The organism is Chryseobacterium sp. 2P (genome assembly GCF_059579425.1).
Genome location: NZ_CM184194.1, coordinates 2527459 through 2549729, shown reverse-complemented (window position 1 = coordinate 2549729; position 22271 = coordinate 2527459). Strand labels below are relative to the sequence as shown.

Annotated in this window: 14 protein-coding genes; all 14 read left to right on the top strand. The window is 32.8% G+C overall.

The window, feature by feature from the left end; genetic code table 11:
* Nucleotides 1-289 precede the first annotated feature (289 nt).
* On the top strand, nt 290-1729 hold the full coding sequence (locus AC52CF_RS11605) for a virulence-associated E family protein (RefSeq protein WP_496518218.1): 1440 nt from the start codon (nt 290-292) through the stop codon (nt 1727-1729).
* Nucleotides 1730-2048: 319 nt separating this feature from the next.
* Entirely contained in the window at nt 2049-2495 is a 447-nt protein-coding gene (locus AC52CF_RS11600) for a tetratricopeptide repeat protein (protein WP_496517078.1), read from the top strand.
* A gap of 3 nt (nt 2496-2498) precedes the next feature.
* The gene (locus AC52CF_RS11595; RefSeq protein WP_496517077.1) at nt 2499-3191 is read left to right on the top strand and encodes a hypothetical protein; all 693 of its coding nucleotides are present in this window, start codon (nt 2499-2501) and stop codon (nt 3189-3191) included.
* Nucleotides 3192-3194: 3 nt separating this feature from the next.
* Nucleotides 3195-4268, top strand: coding sequence for a DarT ssDNA thymidine ADP-ribosyltransferase family protein (locus AC52CF_RS11590; RefSeq protein ID WP_496517076.1), 1074 nt, complete (start codon nt 3195-3197; stop codon nt 4266-4268).
* Nucleotides 4265-4846, top strand: coding sequence for a DUF6939 family protein (locus AC52CF_RS11585; RefSeq protein ID WP_496517075.1), 582 nt, complete (start codon nt 4265-4267; stop codon nt 4844-4846). Before AC52CF_RS11590 ends, AC52CF_RS11585 begins: the two co-directional genes overlap by 4 nt.
* 153 nt (nt 4847-4999) lie before the next feature.
* The gene (locus AC52CF_RS11580) at nt 5000-5980 is read left to right on the top strand and encodes a type IV toxin-antitoxin system AbiEi family antitoxin (protein WP_496517074.1); all 981 of its coding nucleotides are present in this window, start codon (nt 5000-5002) and stop codon (nt 5978-5980) included.
* Nucleotides 5970-6350, top strand: coding sequence for a hypothetical protein (locus AC52CF_RS11575; RefSeq protein WP_496517073.1), 381 nt, complete (start codon nt 5970-5972; stop codon nt 6348-6350). The genes AC52CF_RS11580 and AC52CF_RS11575 overlap by 11 nt, the downstream gene beginning before the upstream one ends.
* Entirely contained in the window at nt 6323-6739 is a 417-nt protein-coding gene (locus AC52CF_RS11570; RefSeq protein ID WP_496517072.1) for a hypothetical protein, read from the top strand. The genes AC52CF_RS11575 and AC52CF_RS11570 overlap by 28 nt, the downstream gene beginning before the upstream one ends.
* Before the next feature lie 2 nt (nt 6740-6741).
* Nucleotides 6742-8754 carry a methylation-associated defense system DNA methyltransferase MAD2 gene (gene mads2 / locus AC52CF_RS11565; protein ID WP_496517071.1) on the top strand — a complete coding sequence of 671 codons (2013 nt, stop codon included), beginning with the start codon at nt 6742-6744 and terminating at the stop codon, nt 8752-8754.
* Nucleotides 8755-8764: 10 nt separating this feature from the next.
* Complete coding sequence (gene mads5 / locus AC52CF_RS11560; RefSeq protein WP_496517070.1) at nt 8765-10150, top strand: methylation-associated defense system restriction endonuclease subunit S MAD5; 1386 nt, start codon at nt 8765-8767, stop codon at nt 10148-10150.
* Nucleotides 10135-14607, top strand: coding sequence for a methylation-associated defense system protein kinase MAD6 (gene mads6, locus AC52CF_RS11555; protein WP_496517069.1), 4473 nt, complete (start codon nt 10135-10137; stop codon nt 14605-14607). Before mads5 ends, mads6 begins: the two co-directional genes overlap by 16 nt.
* Nucleotides 14608-14609: 2 nt before the next feature.
* Complete coding sequence (mads7, locus tag AC52CF_RS11550; RefSeq protein ID WP_496517068.1) at nt 14610-16166, top strand: methylation-associated defense system protein MAD7; 1557 nt, start codon at nt 14610-14612, stop codon at nt 16164-16166.
* A 10-nt stretch (nt 16167-16176) separates the two neighbouring features.
* Complete coding sequence (gene mads8 / locus AC52CF_RS11545) at nt 16177-21579, top strand: methylation-associated defense system ATP-binding protein MAD8 (protein ID WP_496517067.1); 5403 nt, start codon at nt 16177-16179, stop codon at nt 21577-21579.
* On the top strand, nt 21579-22271 hold the full coding sequence (locus tag AC52CF_RS11540) for a PP2C family protein-serine/threonine phosphatase (RefSeq protein WP_496517066.1): 693 nt from the start codon (nt 21579-21581) through the stop codon (nt 22269-22271). The genes mads8 and AC52CF_RS11540 overlap by 1 nt, the downstream gene beginning before the upstream one ends.

Below are 22271 nucleotides of genomic sequence, written 5' to 3'. Positions count from 1 at the left end.
TAAGTCAGGAAAAGATATTACTAGACTTTGCTTTATTTCCTTTGATCCTGAATTATTCGTGAACGACAATGCTAAAGTATTTCTCACAACTGAAAACAAAGAAAAGCCAACAACTGACAACCATCAACCAACAACGAAATCCCATCAACCGACAACCATCAACAATGACCTCTTATATGAACACGCAGTCCGTTTCACTGAAAAGAAAGAACAATTCACAGTAGGTAACCGCAACAATTTTGTATTCCAATTGGCTAACAATCTCAATAGAAAGGGCGTTCCCGAAGCGATGGCGTTGGGTTACATTTTAGCCGATTATAATTTTAATGATGTTGAAGTAACAAAAGCCGTTCAAAGTGCCTATTCCAATACTTCTGATTTTGGCTCTGATGAATACAAACCAAAAAATAATCCTGCAACAAACGACCGTAAAAAATCTGTCATGCTGAGCGGAGTCGAAGCATCTAATAACAAGAATGAAAAAGATCCCGAATTCGAAGATGATGAAGATAAACCGAGTTTCATTGATAAGCTAGAAATGTTTTTAAATAATCGTTATAACTTTCGTTATAACAAGGTTTTAGGAAAGCTAGAGTTTAAAACAATTAAAGCAATAAAATACAAACCGATGACCGATTTTGCCGAAAACTCAATCCTTCGTGAAATCCTAAAAGCTAAAGTAAAATGCAGTATCAATTCATTGAGAAATTTGCTTCATTCCGATTATTGCGAAATGTTCGATCCCTTTGATGTCTACTTTCGAAACCTCCCAAAACAGGAAGAAGAAACCGACTATATAGAGCAATTAGCAGATACCATAACAACAACTAAACAAGACCTTTGGAGAATATGCTTCAAAAAATGGTTTGTCGCAATGGTAGCATGCGTACTTGATGAAAAACAAGTCAATCAAACAGTAATAGTTTTTTCGGGAAAACAAGGTTTGGGGAAAACCACTTGGATTGAAAAATTAATGCCGAAACAACTCAAGGAATACATCTTTTCAGGTACGATAAATCCAAGTAATAAAGATACTTTAATCCATTTAGCAGAATGTATGTTGATAAACTTAGACGAACTTGAAAACCTCAATCGTTCAGAAATTGGCAGTTTAAAAGAAATCATAACCAAAACCCATATTAGAATGCGCAAAGCTTATGGTCATAACAACGAGAATATGCCAAGCAGAGCGAGTTTCGCAGGAAGTATAAACACTTCCCAGTTCCTTAATGATACAACCGGCTCACGCCGTTTCCTTTGCTTTGAAGTAGAGCATATCGAATATGCTCACGAAATCGACATCAACAAAGTTTATGCACAAGCATTTTCTCTGTTTTCCAATGGCTTCCGCCATTGGTTCAACCAAGAGGAAATCAAAGAAATAAATGCCAATAACGAACAATATCAAATTCGTTCTCCAGAAGAAGAATTACTATTAACATGGTTTGAACCAATAGAAAAAGAAAAAGCACAATATTTCTTTAATACAACGCAGATAGCACAAATTTTATCTACCAAAGCAAATATCAATTTAACAGAAGCCAGTATCAGAAAATTAGGAATGTCGCTTAGGAAATATGGTTTTATAACAATCTCAAAAAATAAAACCTACGTTTATCCTGTAAAACTTAAAGATTATGATGAAGTTGACAAAGAAAATAAACTATCTGGAGACATCATTCCACCTCCTCCAAAACAGGAAAAAATACCTTTCCGATTTGAAAATTAAAGACGAGTGCAAAAATGCACTCGTTTTCTTTTCAATTTTTTTATCTTAGGGAGTCAGTGGAGTCAGTGAAATTTTGCAAAACATTTTTTTATTTTTTCCCTTTAAAAAAAAAATGCTGAAATAGAATAGAACAAAGCAAACGCCGAGTTATACTTCATTACTTTGCGTTAAATACCTCGTTTAAAATAGTTTTTTTTCAAATCAAAAAAAAAATATTTTTTTCTTGTGATTTTTACTGACTTACTGACTCCCATACGGTTTTCCTCATTTTACTTTCAATTGCATTTTGTATATTTATAAACTTTAAAATCTAATAATCATGATAAATAGGCTTAAAAAAATTTTTAGTTCCCCAAAAGAAAAAATTACCTCTTCAAACTCTAAGGAGTCACTTCCCTTAGAAGCTCAACTATATTTAGCTGCTATTGCGAATCTTCAAAATCATAATTACCCAACAGCATTAGAATTGTTTAATACAATTATTGCAAGTGATAATTATGGTGTTGATGCTGAACAAGATGCAGGTTTTCATTATAATAGATCCATAGCAAAATCTAATCTCAACGATTTTGATGGAGCTTTTAGAGATTTGCATAAATCAATTTCCTTATATGAACTTCCACAAGCGAACTTCGAAATTTTTAGATTGAACCATCAACTGGGAAAGCCACAAGATGGTATCGATTTTCTTGTACGTGCTTATAAAATGGGACATCCATCAGCAGAAAGTGTTTTAAGAGAAAATACCAACTATTTTAATTCTTAATTTATGCAGCCTAATTATGCTTTAGCTATTCTTCAAGATGGCTTTCAAAATCTTATTGGAAGAAAAGGGTCAATAACGATTGATGATTTAGAGGGTGAAGTGAACTTTCAATGTTGCAGATACATTTTAGAAAATTATGGAGATAAAGTTGTTTCTGTTCCTGATATTAATAGAATTAATGATGTTATTGGAGCAAACAAAAATTTATTTACCTCAATAATTTCTGATTTCTTGCGTGCAGCGTATCAAATATTTCCTAACCATTGGCAGGTAGGTAAGGATGGTATTTTCATTCATATGATTGCAGCTAATTTATCTTGGTCTGGTATGTGGGATCATTTAGTTACCTATTTTTTAAAAGAACATGGAGAAGATATTGATGATAATAAGAAAGAATCTTTAATATTTTATTCTCAAAAGCATCATCGTTTTGAGTTTAATAAGTTTGTTAGTGAAGCTGTTGTTGAAAGAAATGTCAATATTACTTTTTTTAATGATGGTGAGTATATTATGGTTTCTATTGAGCCTTCCTTGTCAAGTAAGAAAGCAAAATTATCTTCAAATCAAGGTCAAAAATTAATATATATTGGTGAAGATCCTGATTATAGGTTTACCATTGAACTTGATGCATATGACGAAGTAGAAAAATTCACCTTAGAACTCTTAGATAGAAGTGTTAAAATAGAATATTTTTAATAGATGCAGTCAAATCAAGGAGAATATTTTACAGATTTACTAGCAGGCATAATCACTGCACTTGATCACTCGCAGCTGGTACTTCAGAAGGTAAGTGAAACTAGCGAGACTTCTCATAGTACATCGATGATTGCTATTTTTGATAATTTATTTAATAACCCTAAATTTTCAGAACATTTCGAATATAGAATTGGTTTAATTGGAAAGTCATCTCAATATATGTATTGGGGAGATAGGACTCTTGAGAATTCACATCGACACATAACATTAAACTTAAAGTCAGAAAATATTCAATTCTATAATGAATTGTATGATAATAAACTTAGAGACGTTTTAAAATTGTTTAAGCACTTATTTTCTTTGATTGAAAATTTTTCTATTTCTCAGAATGTAAGTAAGATTGCAAAATTCGATCGTCTAGTGGCTATTATTAAAAGTGATTTTATTTATTTAGAATCTATTCAAAAAAAATCTTTAGAACATAATGAATATCAAGAGAATATTTTAAAAGCTTTTAAGTTTTTATCTTTTTCTACTATCAAAAAAAATAATTGGCAACAATATTTAAAGATTTTAGAAGATAATCGAATCTCATACTTATTTCATTTTACAGATAAAAGTAATTTAGATTCTATTAGAGAGCACAAAGCACTGTTCTCCTGGTTTTATTGCGACAATAATAATATTTTAATTAATAGACCTGGAGGCAACGAAACATCTAGACAATTTGATAAGAAAAAGAAACTAGAAAATTTCGTTCGATTATCTTTTTGTGAAAATCATCCTATGCAGCATTTTGCAATAAAAGATGGGAGGATAAAGGAACCTGTTATTCTTAGATGTGATCCTGAAGTTATTTTGCATCAAACAACTTTATTTTCAGATTGTAATGCAAATAAAAATGAGGCAGTAATAAATGATGCTTTGGAATTGTTTAGTTCTTTGCGTTTTGATATTTTTAAAAAAAAGTATTTTGATATTAATCATGATATTGCTTTAAGATCTTATTATCAAGCAGAAGTACTTGTGGCAGAACGTCTACCGATCAGTTATATTTTAAATTTTAATGACTTATGATTTATGTTGAAAATAAAAAGAAAAAATTAGAGAATATTAAAAAAAAATATCCTTATGCGGAGATTATTGATTTGACATCTAATTCCGAATCTAAATTTGTGCAGTTCAGTCCCTTTTATCCAATTGGTAATATTCCTATTCCCTTCAGTAATGATGAAGAAGGAATTTCAGTAGAAGGAATTTGGCAAGGTCTTAAAGTATTTGAGTCTACCGGAACCGATTTTTCTAAATTTTATATCAAAAATATGAAAGGACTTAAGCGTACGATTCGTGTTAATGGACCAATTAAGGGGCACCAAAAGGGTATGTTTAGTCATGAAATTTTAGATTATTTTACAGCAAGAGAAACGATATTTGTAACCTGCTATAAATGGGTTTTAGATAATAAATTGCAAGAATTTGTACAGGAGTTATTAGAAATGGCAAGTAAAAAAGACCTTGTCTTTTTAGATTATAATGTTAATGAAGATATTAATTCTTTAAAAAAACCTCTTTCGCATGCAGCTCTTGTAAAAGCGTATATTGAAGAATATAACAATATTTTCGTTGCACCTGTACAAGGAACTTTAGACTTTTAAGGTTTATAATAAGTGATGATTTTTTTTCTTTTTGTTCAAGTTATTATTAGAAAATTTATATAAAAATTTGTTTATGTTTTCTTTGGTAGTTCGAAATATGTTCAATAAATTTGAATGTTCATTGTCACTGAACGCGTTATTTTATTGAACACCATGTATAGAGAAACGGACATTATTTACGAAGCAGTTGCAAATCTAGAAGAAATCACTGGATTGCAAATAACTGTAGAAACAGTGCGTCAAGACTACGATGCGGTAATAAGTGTTGGGGAGCATACATTTTATGCCGAGACAAAAAAAAATGCAAGAATATCAAATATTGGACTTATACTATCAAAACTTCAAAGTTTTGCTTCTGGTAAAAAAAGCTTGTTGATTGTAGATTATTTAGCGAAGGATGTTGCTGAAATTCTTCAAAAGGAGAACTATAACTATTTAGATATCGCTGGTAATGCGTTCATAAAAGCTCATGATCTTTTCATATTAGTAGAAGGAAGGAAAAAAAAGTCCATCGAAAAGAAAAACCAAAGTCGAGCCTTTCAAGAAGTAGGCTTAAAGCTTTTATTACTTTTAATTTCAGATCCACATAGTCTTCAGATGTCTTATCGCGAATTAGCAGAGAAGACTAATATTTCTTTAGGCTCAGTAAGTAACATTTTTGCAGAATTAAAAGATGCTGGCTTTTTATTAAAGACCAATAATAAAAGAATGCTTAAAAATTTAGATATTCTTTTAGATCGTTGGGTGGTAGCTTATAATGAGATTTTAAAACCAAGAATATTCCGAAAAAAATACCGCCTTGCAAATGACGATACAAATTTCATCAATACAAATACACAGGATCTAGGGTTTGTTTGGGGTGGCGAGGCAGCAGCAGGCATTATAACCAATTATCTTAAATCACATCAGTATACTATATATTATGATGGCGATTTACCAACCCTTAACCGAAATCTTAGGTTGATTCCCGATACCAATGGTAATATAGAAGTGTACAATACTTTTTGGCCAGAAGATCTTCACCTCAAATATAATAATGCTGCACCTCCCTTAGTTGTGTATGCAGATTTAATGGGAACAAACAATAGTAGAAATATCGAGGCTGCAAAAATAATATTAGAAAATGGACTATAAAGTTAGTAGCGAAGATATAAATCATCCATTGCTTAAACCTGTTTTGGAAGAGTTAATTCCTGTTTTTGAAGAAGCAGGAATAAAGTTTTATATGATCGGAGCAGTAGCCAGAGATATTATTCTGGATTTACACAACGAAAAATCGAAAAGGGTTACCATGGACTTGGATATCGCGATCGCAATAAACGATTGGGAAGTATTCCATGATCTGGCAGCTAAAATAACTGCCTTACCCAATTTTACCAAAGATATAAAGCATCAACAAAAATTCATTTATAAAGGGCAATATGAAATTGATATTGTTCCTTATGGCGATATAAAAAATCAAAATGATAAAATTTATTGGCCGCCAGACGAATCCTTGAAATAGTTTCCTTAGAAGGTGTATTTCTACTAAAACTTTTTGCATGGAAAGATCGCTTTCATAAAACCTCAAAAGATGCAGAAGATATTGGGTTTTTACTCAACAATTACTTCAATATCAACAGAGATACATCTTATGAAGAGCCATACAATAAAGTTTATGATGATGAACGTTTTACCGAATTAAAGGCGGGGGCAACTATTTTGGGAATAAAGCTAAATACAATATTATCTGAAAGTCCTAATGTAAAAGCGAAGCTAAAAGCGCTTCTTGAAGAAGATATTGCAAGAGCAGAACAAAGTAAACTATTCAATCAGATTATAGAAACCAATACCATATTAAAATTTGATGATGTTGCACAAGCAATTCAACTCATCAACGAAGAACTAAACTAACAATGAGCACAAAACCTAATAGCAACGAAGAAACAGTACTGGAGGATAACCAAATAATGTGCGTTCTCACAGGACTACCAAAAAAAACAAGCGCGAAGGAAGAAAACCTTCAATCAACAATACTAATGCTGAACGAAGAATACGGCTTTGATTTAGCAAATATGGAGCGGGATTTTACGATTACTTACACTGATCCCGAAACAATGAAAGTCAAAAAGCAGAAAGTAGAGTTGGTTATTTTTGAAGAAGGAGCAACGCGTGATCAAAAAAACATCATCCGTATTGCAACCGTACAAGATGATAAAACCAAAGATACCGACAAAAAGAAAGGAGTTCGAATGACCCTTGAAAATGCAATGGCAGCACTGGATCGTTGTGAATTCGGACTATGGACCAACGGGATAGACATCAAATATTTACAACGAGAAGATGATGATTTTGGATTCGATTACAAATTCAGTGATTTATCAGATATTCCTGGTTTTGGAGAAGATATTAATGATTTGGAAAGACCTGAACGTTCGCACAGCCGTAAGCCCGCAAACGACTCATTAATCAAGGTTTTCAAACGTTCTCATGATTATATTTATGGAAACGAAGGTCGTAAAAAAGATGCCTTTTGGCAACTACTATTTCTTATCTTTTGTAAGCTATACGATGAAAAACGCCGCTTTAGCGATTTCGAAAAAGGCATTTCCTACCGTAAGAAATTTTGGGTGGGCGCAAAAGAACAAAATACCAACGAAGGTCGTAAAGCAGTTGCGGATAGAATAAAATCACTCTTCGCCGAGCTGAAGCAAGACAATATTTTCTCTGGCGTTTTTGATGGTAACGAGAGTATCGATCTTACAGATAAAGGTCTAGCTTTTATCGCAGGAGAATTGGCAAAATACTCTTTCTTAGATGCAACAGTGGATGTCAAAGGGATGGCGTATGAAACCATTGTAAGCAATACCCTAAAGCAAGAAGCAGGACAGTTCTTTACACCACGTAATATTGTTGCGGCAATGGTAGAGATGCTTAATCCCAACGAGAACACTAGGGTTTTAGATCCTGCATGTGGTTCGGGAGGCTTTCTGGTAATGGTTTTAGATCATGTTCGTAAGAAGATTGCAGCAGAAATGTACCCAGAATTAGACGAAGTGCTAATTACATCAAAGTACAATTCGTACGAAGTTAACGAACGTGTCCGCAAATATGCCGAGAACAGTATCTTCGGATTCGATTTCGATCCCGATCTTAAAAAAGCAGCGCGTATGAACATGGTAATGGCTGGTGATGGGCATGCCAATATTTTCCATGTCAATTCTTTAGCTTATCCCAATTGGGAACATCCTACTGAGATCGAAAAAATTAAAAAAGCTATAGATAGTAGTTTACGAGAGATGAAGGATATCGATTCCAACTATGTAGCAGATGCAAGAGGAAAATTCGATATGATATTTACCAACCCTCCATTTGGTACCAAAGTTAAAGTGGATCAAGAGGTTGCAGAACGTTACTTTCTATCCAAATATTCGGATGCGCCAGAAGTTTTATTTATTGAGGCGTGTTACGATTTTCTTAAAGAAGGAGGCAAAATGGCAATCGTATTACCCGATGGTATTTTAGGTAACCCAAATACTTTACCAGTACGCGAATGGATTTTAGACAAATTTAAAATTTTAGCTTCCGTTGATTTAGCGGTAGAAGCCTTTCTTCCACAAGTGGGGGTACAGGCGTCACTGTTATTCTTGGAAAAGAAAACCGAGTTGCAACGTAACTTGGTGCACGACGGTGGCGAAGATTATGATGTATTTATGGCAATTGCAGAAAAACTAGGTAAAGACCGTCGTGGTGTACCAATTTTTGTTAGAGATGAAGACGGCGCAGAAATCCTTTTCGAAACCGAAAAAAAATACCTAGCCTTCAACCAGCAAGGCAACGCCTATGTAAAATCTCGTAAAGAGAAAATCAAGCAGTTGGACGATGATCTTCCGAAAGTGGTTAAAGCATATTTTGAATTTCTAAAATAGGTCAAGGATTATGAAAACAATGACGGTAAGAAAAAGTTGGTTTAATGATTCTGGGGCAAGACTTGATGCTTCATTTCATTTAAGCCCAGGACTACAAACATTAAGGAAGTTAGAAAACTGTCCTTATCCGACATCTTTGTTAAAAGATGAGACCGAGAGTATTTTTAAAGGTGGTATTTTTAAAAGAACATATGTAGACTCTTCGGAAAATGGATACGATTTTATCACAGCTTCCGATATGATGAAATCAGATATATCAGCAACAAAATTTATTTCAAAAAAATATTCAGATATTAATCATTTATTTGTTAAACCTCATTGGACACTGGTTTCCCGTTCAGGCACACTTGGAAATACCGTTTTTTCAAGTGAGCTTTTTAATGGTAAGGTCTTAACTGATGATCTTATCAGAATAGTCCCAAATAACGAAAATGTTTATTCTGGATATTTGTATGCTTTCCTAAGCAGTCATTATGGTTATGGCTTGTTGACTCAATCTGGCTATGGTGGGGTTATTCAGCATATTGAGCCACACCATATTGAGAATATTCCAATCCCCATTCTCCCAGAAGCCACACAACAAAAAATCCACAACCTTATCGTAGAATCTTCCGAGTTAAGAGTACAAGCCAATAAACTGTTGAAGGAGAGTATTGAAAGTATAGACGAGTTTTTAAATAAAAAAAAGCATGGAAGGTCTTTAACAGGTTCAGCTTCAATAAAGACTATAAATAGTAACTACCAGTTAAGAATTGATTCACCAACATATATTAATTCTAGTGTAAGTTTTTATGATGAAGAATTAAAATATGCGAAGAATGTTTCGACATTAAAAGAATTGGGATTTAAAGTTACTAGACCAGGCATTTTTAAAAGAATAAAAGTTGATTCAACAAATGGTCTTCCATACATTAAAGGTTCGGAATTAAATAAACTAAATCCTTTTGGCAATTGCGAATATTTGTCCAAGTCTAGAACTCCTTTTTTAGAAGAGTTAAGATTAAGAGAGAATCAAATTTTGTTTACTTGTGCTGGCACGATTGGAGATGTTAGATTGATTAGTAAAGAGTTTGAGGATTTCAACGCTATAGGATCACAAGATATCATAAGAATTCATCAGAGTGAATCCGATGTTTCAATATATTATTTATTTGCATATTTGAAAACAAATTTTGCAAAGGAATTTGCTCAATCACTAAAGTACGGATCTGTTATTGAACGAGTTGAACCTTTTCACGTAGATATGATTCCGATTGCTTTACCTGATGATCGTTTATATTTACAAATTGTTAGTTCTATAGAAAATTATAAAAATTTAATTTATAGTGCATTTAATGAAGAAAAAAATGCAATCGATCTAATAGAAAAAGAAATTGACCAATGGCAAGTATCATAAAACCTCCCTATTTCGAGCAGGTCGTTAATGCCGGCGAGAAAAAATTGTTAGATTTTCTAGAAGTTAACCTTCCAGACGATTATTTTATTATTCCCAACGTAGAGCTGGCTTCTACCAATCCCAAAAACTTCCGTACGCAATATTGGGAATACGATCTTATTGTGGTAACACCACACGCTATTTTTAACATCGAAAACAAAGATTGGAAAGGACGTATAGAAGGCGATGATAATTATTGGTATCTCAACGATCGCCAAATGAGCAATCCTCTTAAAACAGGACGTCAAAAAACTGCAGTTCTAGCTTCTAAACTTAAAGAATACAACCCTTCTTGGGCAAAAGCATGGGTGCAAAATATGTTGTCATTATCTTATGATAATATTTATTCACCAGTAATTTCCTCTGAGGCGTATAAGCTAACCTTTATGCTAAATGAGAGGCTATTAGATTATATTCTTAACCCAGCCAATGTTGGTAAAGAAGAAAACGCGATTCTGGATATACAAGAAGATATCGTAAAGTTCTTAACAGGGCAACAAAGCAAAAAAGCACCCGAAGACAAAAGAGAAGTCCAAGGCTATGAGATTCTTGAGATTTTGGATCAGCAAACCAACTTTACAGAATATTTGGTAAAGGAAGAAGGCAATACGCCTGTCAAACGTCGTATTAAAGAATATGCATTGCAGGTTTCGGATATGTCTCCAGAACAGTTACGCAACCGCGAAGACCAAATCAAAAACCAATACAATGCGCTCAAAAACTTAAAAGGAAAACCTTTTATCCTTAACGTGGAGTTTATTGTGGATAATGAGAATCATCTTTTCTACGAAGTTTCAGATTTTATGGACGAAAACTCGCTTCGCTCAGAAGCCCGTCACAAAACCTTCACATTCAAAGAGAAACTTCAAATTATAGAAAACGTGATGGTGGCGCTTAAAGAAGCCCATTTAAAAGGAATTTTCCACAGAGATATTAATCCAGAAAACATTTATTTGGCTAGTGGGTACGCTTATTTAGGCAATTTTGGCAAATCGTATTTCTTAGATCATAATGATGAAGGTTATACGGTAATGCCAACTATTAACCAAGCGACAGCAACCGCTTATCATCCTTTAGAACTTACGGTGAATGATGCCAATACGGCCTCAGATATTTACTCTTTGGGTGTTCTTATTTACTGGCTATTTACGGAAAAAGAACCTTTTTCATCACCATATGCGTTAGATAAATTGGGTGGACGATTACCCGATAATTTATTGCCATCCAAGGTCAACCCAAATCTACCAGTTTGGTTGGACGAGGTTTGTCGTAAGACAATTCTTACGGACGATCAAAAGCGTTTACAAACCGTAGAGGAGTTGCAACAGCTTATAGCACAATTGTTAGAAAGTACTTCTGTTAGTACAGGCGCAGACGTACCAAAACCAATTCCATCGGTAACTGCGCCTTCATTTGAAGAACTAAAAGAAGGAGATACTATTGGTAGTTATACAATTCATAAAGTATTAGGCAAGGGTGGCTATTCTAGAGTTTTTAAAGTGAAACATCGCATTCAAGATAGGTTTTATGCTATGAAACTTTTCAATGAGAGTGTTAATTTTAACTCTGTAAAAGATGAATATGAAGCACTAAAAAATCTGAAGCACCCTAATATTGTGGAGTTTGTTTGGAATGATGAAGCAGCAAACGGACAATTTTACACCGTAATGGAGTATTTAGATGGAGAAAATTTAAGCCATTATTCCAAGACCGATGTAAGAATGTCTTTGCATAAAGTCATTCAATTGGGAAAAGATATGTTGAAAGCTTTGGTTGAAATGCAATCGAAAGAACAACCTATTTTACACCGAGACCTGAAGCCTCAGAATATAATTTTAGATCAGGGCGAGCGCTTTGTTTTAATTGATTTCAATGTGGCATCATCAAATACGCAGAATAAAGATTTTGTAGGGACCAATCCATATTTGGCACCAGATCTAATTCATGATAATTATAAGGTCCACTGGGACAAGTCTGCCGATGTGTTTGCGTTAGGAGTAACTTTATATGAGTTAGCATGTAAGCAATACCCTTGGCACACCAAAAAAGTACCAGCAATGAGTATCGCACCAAATGATCCTTGTTTGGTAGAACCAAAATTATCAAGAGCGTTTGGCGATTTTCTATTAAAAGCAATTGCGACAGATAGCAGTATTCGTTTCAAAAATGCATTAGAAATGCAAGAAGCCTTGCTAGAAATTGAAAATAATTTTTTAGCTGAAGCTACAAAAGAGGATAGTGGTATCACAACTACCAACAGATTATACCATACAGAAATTTTTATCAGACAAGGAACCTATAACATTAAGCTATACAACAGACAAAATCCATATATTAATTTGTCTGAGTCAGTGGACAATGTCTTATCAGAGTTTACGTCGAAGTTAGAAAAATACAAACCAGATTTGGATCAACCCATCAAGTTGATTCTTAAAGTAGATAATGAAGATATTATTAACGAGAACTTTTGGCATGGTGGTGCTAAAACCTTTACAGCTGGTAATATAGAAAGAGTTCACGCTGCGCTAAAAACGCTATTTGAAAATAATAAAGATAAAATCAAGGCGCGCAAAATTGAGGTTGAAGGCGAAAATATTGTAGATTACATCAATTCATTATACAGTCAGTCCAAATATGGGAATTTTGGAACGCGTGTAAGTGCAAATCCAACTGCTGGCAATTTAGATGAATTAACCTACTCAGAAACCAAGCTTGACAAGAAGCTAATCCCAAGCATCGTTGATGGCACCTTCAAATTGTTAATAATTACAGGAAATGCTGGTGATGGGAAAACAGCTTTTATTAAGAAAATTGAGAAGAGTCCTTACGTTAAAGAAGTAGAACATTTTGAACATCAAAATGGAGCGCGTTTTAAGATTGGTAATACCCAATATGAAAGTAATTATGATGGCTCGCAAGATGAAAATGAGAATATAAATAACCAAGTTCTTGAAAAATTTTTCGAACCTTTTGAGGGCTTGTCAAATTATGAACAAGCTAAAGAAGGGCGAATTATTGCAATTAATGAAGGTCGATTAGTGGAGTTTTTTGAAACTTCTTCTAAACATAAAAACCTCGCAGATGTAATTGATAACTATTTTGATAAAGAAGGTCATTATGAATTGCCGAAAGGCCTTATGATTATTAATCTAAACCTACGTTCTGTGGTGGCTGAAAATAATCAGGAAGGAAGCCTCTTTAAACAACAGATAAAACAATTAACCAGAAAAGATCTTTGGAAATCTTGTGACTCTTGTGATTTGGCGAAGGATTGCTTTATCAAGTATAATGTAGAAAGCTTTAACGACTCTGCTGCTGGAAATGAAGTGATTACAAGAATGGAATGGCTTTTACGTACAGTAAGTCTTAAACGGGAATTGCACATTACAATGCGTGATTTGCGTTCGTTTATTGCTTATCTTTTAACGCGTGACTTTTCTTGTGAAGACGTAAGGTCTCTAGAAGACTACAAAAAGTCGAACCCTGATAAGTATTGGCAATACTATTACTTTAATATTACCAATCCTAATGTTGAAGACGGTCTAGATAATGATCGTTTGATAAAATTGTTGCGCGAAACAGACATCGGAGAAGTAGCAGTACCTAACTTAGATAGAGAATTATTTTTCACTAAACACCAAGAAAAGGACTATTTAGAATTTGCAGATCGAGAAGCTAATCTTTTAGAGATATTTAATGAAAATAAATATTTCGTTCCTGCTCATGAGCAGTCGCCAGAAATTATTTTAGAAATAAAAGAAAAGCATAAATCCTTTATTCGCCATCAATATTTTGAGGCTAAATTTTTTAACCTCATAACAGAAGTTGTTGATGTTGAAGATGAAAATGGCTCGATTGATAAACGTGTGAAACCTGCCAACCTTTTAAGAAGCCCATACAAGTCTGTTTTTGAGTTTGTCAATATACTGCGGGCAGACAAATTAAATGAAAATATTAAAGAAAGTATTTCGCGAGCGATATCGTTAAATGAGGGCTGTAATAATAAATCATTAGACGCTAAGAACTTGGTAATTGCCTCATCAGAAATTAAAGATCCAAAAGGTAAATCTTTCAAATTATTCCCACTTTCAGATTTTGAGTTATTGGTAAATAAAACAGACCATTTAACCAGATTTTTAGAGTATGAATCGGATTCGTTAACCTTCCGTCATAAAGTGAATAAACATATGGCTTTAACTATTTCCTTAGACTTATACGAGATGCTATACTTCATACACAAAGGTTTTAGTCCATCTCTTAATGATATGAAAGGTAAATTTATAGAGTTACTGGTCTTTAAAAACCTTTTAGAGAATCTTAACTACAATGAAGTGGTAGTAACCCCAGATAATAAAGAGTTTTTCTCTGTTAAAAAAGATAGTTCCAATAAAATTTCAATTAATAAACTTGTTTACTGATTATGCCTATAAAACTAAACAAAGATGAAAGTGTTTTCAGAAATGAATTGATTTTTGCTATTGACGCAAAATTAATAAACATTGAAAATACATTTGTTAATCTTTTTATGCTTCTAAAGCATAATGGTATACGACCTTCACAACGAACTAGAAGAGGTGAAAATGTATTTATTGATATTGAAAAACTAAAATTAATATTTTCCAAACTGGAAGAAGATGGGGATGTTACTGGTTTTAAAGATAATTCCGAAGCGGTCGAACTTTGGCTACGTACTAATCTCGTAAATTTGGTAAATAGAGGCAACTCAGATAAGGAAGGGATTTCTTCATTAAAACCAATTCACTTGCAAAGTTATAGAATTAGAAATGCTCAAAAAACGAGAGATTACTATTCTGCGGATCAAGTTTATTTAATGTTAGGCCATGACCCAAAAGTAAAAGAGAACCTAATAAACTTCTTAAGCGAAGGCTATGATTCTACCACAAATCAATTAATGAATAGCAGTCGGCTAGATATTGACAGTTTAGGAGTTTTACATTTGATGAAAAGTATTTCACCTGGATTTTTAGAAAGTAGTACTTCTTTAAATAAAATTAAGCCTTTACTTCATGAGCAAAGTGCGAAGTATTGTGATGATGTAAGAAAATTATTGGTTTATAAAAATGAAATACCAAGAGGGGTTTTAATAGAATATTTAAAAACAATTACCTCTTTTCACCTGGCCTTATACATTAATAAGCTAATCTATCTCCTACCAAAAATGGTCGAGCAAGGTACTACGGACGTAAAAGATGACTGGGCTGTTGTTTTGGATGTGACAGATGATTTTGATAGTAAAGTTTCAGCATTGGCAATCTCAGACGCAGAACGAACATATAACTCCATATACGGTTATATTAAGGCTTGTTTCAAAATTAACAGTGTTATTAGTAAATTGTATTTGGATCGTGGTGATTCAAGCTCTATTTCGAAGACTTTACTTCTATTAAAAAATCCTACAGCAGACTTCGAAACATTATTTAGAGCATTTTGGGATAGTATTTATAATCAACAAGATGAAGAAGATAAGGCTTTAATTAATGAAAAAGTAAAGTATGAAGAAACTTACTTTGACAAGTATGTTGAAATTCTTGTGAAGGAAAAAGGTCCTTACCAATATAAATACCATTTGCAATTTATTGATGCGGTTTCTCAAAAAAATAATGATCGGGGCTTTTTAGCGCAAGGGCGTAGCAAAAAACATCCACGACGTTTTGTTTTGGGAACGAGACTCCTAGAAACCCTAGTTCAGATTCAGGTACTTGATAGAGAAAATGACAAATTTATTACCAGAAGTTTATCAATTGAAGAACTAATGGAAAACTTACGAAGTAGATATGGCTTAATTATTAATGGGCAAAATGAAGAACGTTTTGTAGATGCTGATTTACATACGAATATGGCATTCAAAGAGAATGTGGAAGCATTTAAGCTTAAATTAAGACAGATTGGTTTTTACAATGATCTTAGTGATGCATATATTTTGCAAAAAATTAGACCTCGATACGCTTTAAAATAACAAAATCACCATGGAAGTTAAAAATATATCCCTTTACTATAATAAAATAATTGAGCTCATTATAGAACTTTACAAGGATGAGTTTAATGATGCCAAGCCAGGACACTGCATGAAAATTACTGGTATGGGCAACGATGAGATGTTGCTACTATGGGAAGCTATTACTCTTGAGTTCAAAAATTTAGATACGTTTATTATCAATGAATCTAGCGCAGATCTACCATATATTTCAGCTACAAAACTTATTGAGTATCGTAATCAGCAACGAAAACCCTTATTGGTTTTAATTCCTTCTAATAGTAGAACGGCAGCTGAGGACTCTTACGGAAATGCGACTTTTAAAGAAGTTTCCTTAGAGCCTGTCGAGAATGAACTTCGAATAAGATTGTTATCTGCAATTCCAACTCTAGAAAAAAGTTACATTGATCAAATTTTTAATATTCTAAAAGTAAATGAATTAAAACAAAGTCATGTAATTGATTACCTTTTAGCAATAACAGGAGATAATTACGATAAAGGGTCAATAGGCAAAAATCTTAATTTACTTTCTGTTTTTCCAGATGAGGATTTACTTCTTGATGACAAGCTTTTTAGATCGAGGTTAAACTTAAATTTAGAAAGCACTAATTTACTTTGTACATTTAATAAACCATTATATGATAGAATTGGTGAACTAAAAATTGAAAAAGATTCTCTACAAAAACAATTTATCAAGTTGTTCAAGGAAGAAGCGCAAATTAGTTCTGCATTCACCCTTGTAAGTATTGTTGAAAGCAAGTATCCTTCTTTGTGGTTCAATAAGTGGTTAATTCCAAATTTAGACTTTGATCAAATAAAGCTCCAAATTTTACAAATTCGTTCAACCGATTTCGTGGAAGAAGAAGGTAAAAAAGTTCTGTTAGCTAAAAACACTGCAAATGCAAAGGTTACCATAAGATATACAACAACACCGCCACCAAATAATCTACATAACTTGAAATACTTTAAAGTAATTCTGATGTCTGTAGATGGTGGTGCTGGACAAGAAATTAGCGTTTTACGGAAAGTACCAAATTCAGCTGCTGCACAAAAATATAGAGAAGCAAAGGTTGAACTGAATGCAAATTCGATGGAAGAAGGGTCATACTTCTTTAAAGTGTTAGCAGAGGATGATAAAGGAAATATCCTCAATAATAATGATGAATTTTACGATAAAAAGATTCAAAAAACTTGGGAGGAACAGGGAGAAACAGCAGAGGCAAAGCTTGAGCTAGACTATAAGCTAATTAGTGATTCTGAAGATTTTGATTATGTGTTCGATGAAAATCCTGATAAAGAAGAGAATACACGTAAAGACAAACTAAATAATGTTTTACAGGCTTTTTTTAAATTTAATATTGAAAACCTAAAAGCAAATAGTCCAATTGAGATTCCTGAGCCAAGTGAAACATCTAATATTTGGCTAAATGACTTAAAACCGAAACTGAATTCTATTTTTCATATCAATTATTCAAGTAAGCATAACTACCAAATAATTATTTCTTCAAAATTAAGATTAATTGAATCTGAATTTTTAAATAATGCATCTATTTTGGGGCATGTAACTGCATCATTAAGTAATAATTCAAGCACTATTGGGCTGCAAAATTGCATTATAGAGAAAAGTGCATTAACGGATATTGCACCTCCTAGATTATTTGATTTAAGAAAGCAGATTTTCGAACATATTTTATGTTCCAATCACAGTAACAACGGCATTTTAGAAACCACAAATTTGTACCAAATCAAAGAACAAATTGAAAACTATGTTTTTGAGTATCAAAATTGGTTACAAGATTTATTTGATCAATTGGAAGAATCAAATACTGCGGGTGAAACAAATGAGGAGCTAAGATTAGTTCTTGCTGAAGTACAATATCTAGATATGGTAAAATTGAAAACAAAGTTACCTAATTCTCAGCCTATTACTGCTGTTTTGATGTCTCCGTTACATCCTTTACGCTTAGCTTGGCTTCTAAATCTTATGGACTTGTTTGAAAATTGGTATGCAAAAACTTTAATTTATCCTGATCATTTAAAAGAGTGGTCTAATTTAGAGAATTTGTTTCTAGGCAAACTTTTACCACAAAATAATCCATATGTAATTGTAGATCCAAGTAGTTTTTCAAATTTCGATTACTTGGGGGATCTTTCTTTTGGCTGGGGAATATATTTAAATAGTGAGCTGGTTGATAAAAAAGATACTTTAGTTCCAATGACGCATCAGGTAAAATATTATTTTCGCTCACTACTAAATATTTCTTATTCCAACTTAGTGAACAATGATGTGAGTAAATCAATGGTAGTGAAAAGTATTAAAAATTTTCTAATTCAACATCCTTACACAGATAAGCTAATAATCAACCTTTTTAATGTTGGTGATGGAGATATTTTTGCAGACTCGTTAGTTCAATTAAGTAAGATTAAAGAATATGCAGATACAAAATTCGAAATTAGAATTTTCGTTGGCGAAGATGCTTTAATAGAAAACGGAATTGCACTAAAGGAGTTAATTAATCCTGAGACACAGATTACTGAAGAAGCGGAGCTATTTTCACAGCCTTCAAAAAATAGACTATTTCCAAAGCTTCGTTATTCCATAAATAAAATTGAAGATTATATTCAACACCCTGCTAAATATGATTCTCATTTAAGTTTCTTAGTCAATCCTTTTGCTTCAAAAATAACGCTTCACAAACCTTTTAGAGATTATAAAGTAGATTATCTAAATGGATTAATCCTTGATAATGCAATCGAAATTGAGGAGGGAAAAAATGGAAATAATATGTCATGGTATTCGTTTGTTGATTTTGGAGATAAAGAAAAAAATCTCTTAAATAGTTTTTATACGACCTATCAAGCTTATACAGCGGGTGCCCTGGCTTCACACAAGACAGAAGCAATACCTGCTATTAATCTTAATTTGAATGAACGTGATAGAGTTTTAATAGCTCATTTACACGAATTTTCTGATTGGGTGATTACATTTGATAAAAATTTAGGGCCTCAAATTTTTGACATGCCTTCTGATGATGGGAAAATTCCGTTTTTATTAGATTATATTCCTGGAGAAGAGGTTACAGGTATATCATCATATTTAACAACTAAGCCGTCGAGTGAAATTGTTGGTATTCTAGGGCCACATTTTAAGGATTTTGGAATAGATATAGAAAGTAATGATGGGCAAGAGGCATTAAAAGTATTATTAGAGGACTTACGAGCTATAAGTAGTTCATTGGTTATGCAACTAAACTCTTCAAAAAATAAAGCATTTGAGGTCATAGGTTCTGCATTCGCAAAAAGAGTACTGGAAAAAAAAGGATTATTAGAAAATGCATTTTTAGTTCCAATTGATTTACATCAGAATCTTTTTGATAATTTAGATTCTAATTCGAAGAGTAGAGCAGATAATTTATTTATCTCAATTGATAAAGATTCTAGAACTATTAACATTTCCGTACTTGAGATCAAATGTCGTAAGTATTTAGGCTTAGCTGAAAGAGAAGATCTAAAACTGAAAATGATTGATCAAATCAACAATACAATTTTTGCAATTAAGCAACATTACGATCCTAATGGCTTTACTTCACAAGATCGCCTAGATCGGGAGATAAAAAATAAGGAATTAAAATCTTTATTGGCTTTTTATATTGACAGAGCTTATCGATATAAATACATTTCTGAAAATGCATATAATATATATTGGGACTTTATTCAATCGTTAGATGAAGGTTTTAATTTTAAATTTAATCGCGTTGGGTTTATTTTTGATTTTTCATTTGATCAGAAGCATTTGAAAGAGACTTTAGATGATGATACTATCATCTTCACCTTTGGCGAAAAGTTAATAAATGAAATTATTGATCCAGACTCAGATTTGAATACAAGAAGATTAGAAGATACAGAATTTAATGATGAATTTGAACAGGCATTTGATTCTAAAAGCAAATTAGAACCTTTTATACAGCAATTTAAATCAAAAGTAAAAAAAGAAATACATGAAGAAATTTTCACAGAACCTAAGGTAGAGACTAAAAAAGAAAACAACATAGGTACTGGGACAACTTTAAATGAAACTGATGGGGATTTTGACTTAAACATCCACTCTGAAGAAGGTGTCGAGAATAATGTTGACAAGGATTTTAATGTAGAGAAAGAAGCAATGGAACAAGAAAATGAGGAGGAACTTCAATTTGATATTCTTGTGGGTAAGTCTAGTGAAAGTAGGCAGTATGGTATTCTTGGAAAAACGCTGCAAAACAAAACTGTAGCTTTAGATTTATCCGATACCAATACAATTAGCCTATTTGGAGTTCAAGGAGGGGGTAAGAGTTACACTATTGGAAGTATTTCTGAAATGGTTCTTAAAAAATTTAAAAATGTAAATAAATTGCCGTCACCATTGGCAGGTGTTATTTTTCACTATAGTGAAAGTATGGATTACGAACCTGAGTTTACATCTATGATAAATCAGAATGACAATATTTCAGAAGTTGAAAAATTGAAATCACTTTATGGTGCAGATCCCGATGCCCTTGACAAAGTTGTGATTTTAACTCCATTAGATAAAGTGCAAGAAAGGCAAGACCAGTTTCCTTCAATACAAGTTTTACCATTAATGTTCAATTCACAAGAATTAAATGTTCAAGATTGGTTATTTCTTTTAGGAGCAATAGGTAATGATTCTTCGTACATTAAACAATTAAAATATATAATGAAAGAGCATCGTCGTAATATTACGATGGCTGCTATTCGTGAAAGTGTAGAAAACTCAGACCTATTATCAAATACGCAAAAACAACTAGCTAGGCAAAAGCTGAATTTTGCGCAAGAGTATATTGATGATGATTTTTCATTAAGTCAAGTTCTTGCACCTGGAAAATTAGTAATTGTTGATCTTAGGGATGAATTTATTGTAAAGGACGAAGCTTTAGGTCTTTTCGTAATCATGTTAAACATTTTTTCAGGTGTTAAAGATTTTGAAGGAGAGCATTTTAATAAATTTATTGTATTTGATGAGGCTCACAAATACATGGATAATAAAGATTTAACAGGTAGTATTGTTACAGCAATAAGAGAAATGAGACATAAGGGTGTATCAATAATGATTGCTAGTCAAGATCCCCCTAGTTTACCAAATGAAATAATTGAACTGAGTAGCATGGTATTACTACATAAGTTTAATTCCCCGCAATGGCTTAAACATATTCAAAAATCTGTTATTCAGTTAAATGGCTTAACGCCTGCCGACATGAGTATTTTGAAGCCTGGTGAAGCTTTTTTATGGGCTACTAAAGCCAATGATCATAGCTTAACACTTAAGCCAGTAAAAATATCCACGAGACCTCGCGTTACGAAACATGGTGGAGCAACAATTCAAGCAACAGGACATTAATGAAACATTTATCTTGTACTGGAGTAGGTCGCAGAAGTAATAATGAAGATGTTATTTTGGTTGAAAACTTCAACCAAAATACATCTTTATTTTTAATAGCCGATGGAATGGGAGGTTATGAAAAAGGAGCAGAAGCAGCAAAAATTATTGCAGATAATATTGCAACGCATCTTCGAATGAATACAACTTTTAATGAGATAGTTATTAATGATTCGATAAAAAAAGCAAACCTTGCCTTAAAGCAGTTTAATGAGGTAAATGATATTCGTTCTGGTGCAACAGTTGCGGGTATAATTATAAACAATAATCTTGCACATTGTTTTTGGATTGGTGATGTCAAAATAATCTATATAAAACAAAATAAACCTGTTTGGGAATCTAAAAATCACACATTGATTAATGAATTAAGCGAAGCAGATCCTGTACGTAAAAAAGATCTCCAAGAAAGATATGGTCATGTAGTAACCAGATCAATTGCAGGGAAGCGGGAAAACTGCTATGTAGATTATTTTATGATAGAAAATATTAGTGATGATGAAGCGTTCATAATATGTTCTGATGGTGTCCATAATACCATGACTACAGAGCACATGATTTTACTAACCAAAGAGTGTAATGAAATTTCACAGATTCAAGCTTATCTAGAGAACCATTCGGAAGATAATTATAGCCTAATCAAAGTTTACAAGTAA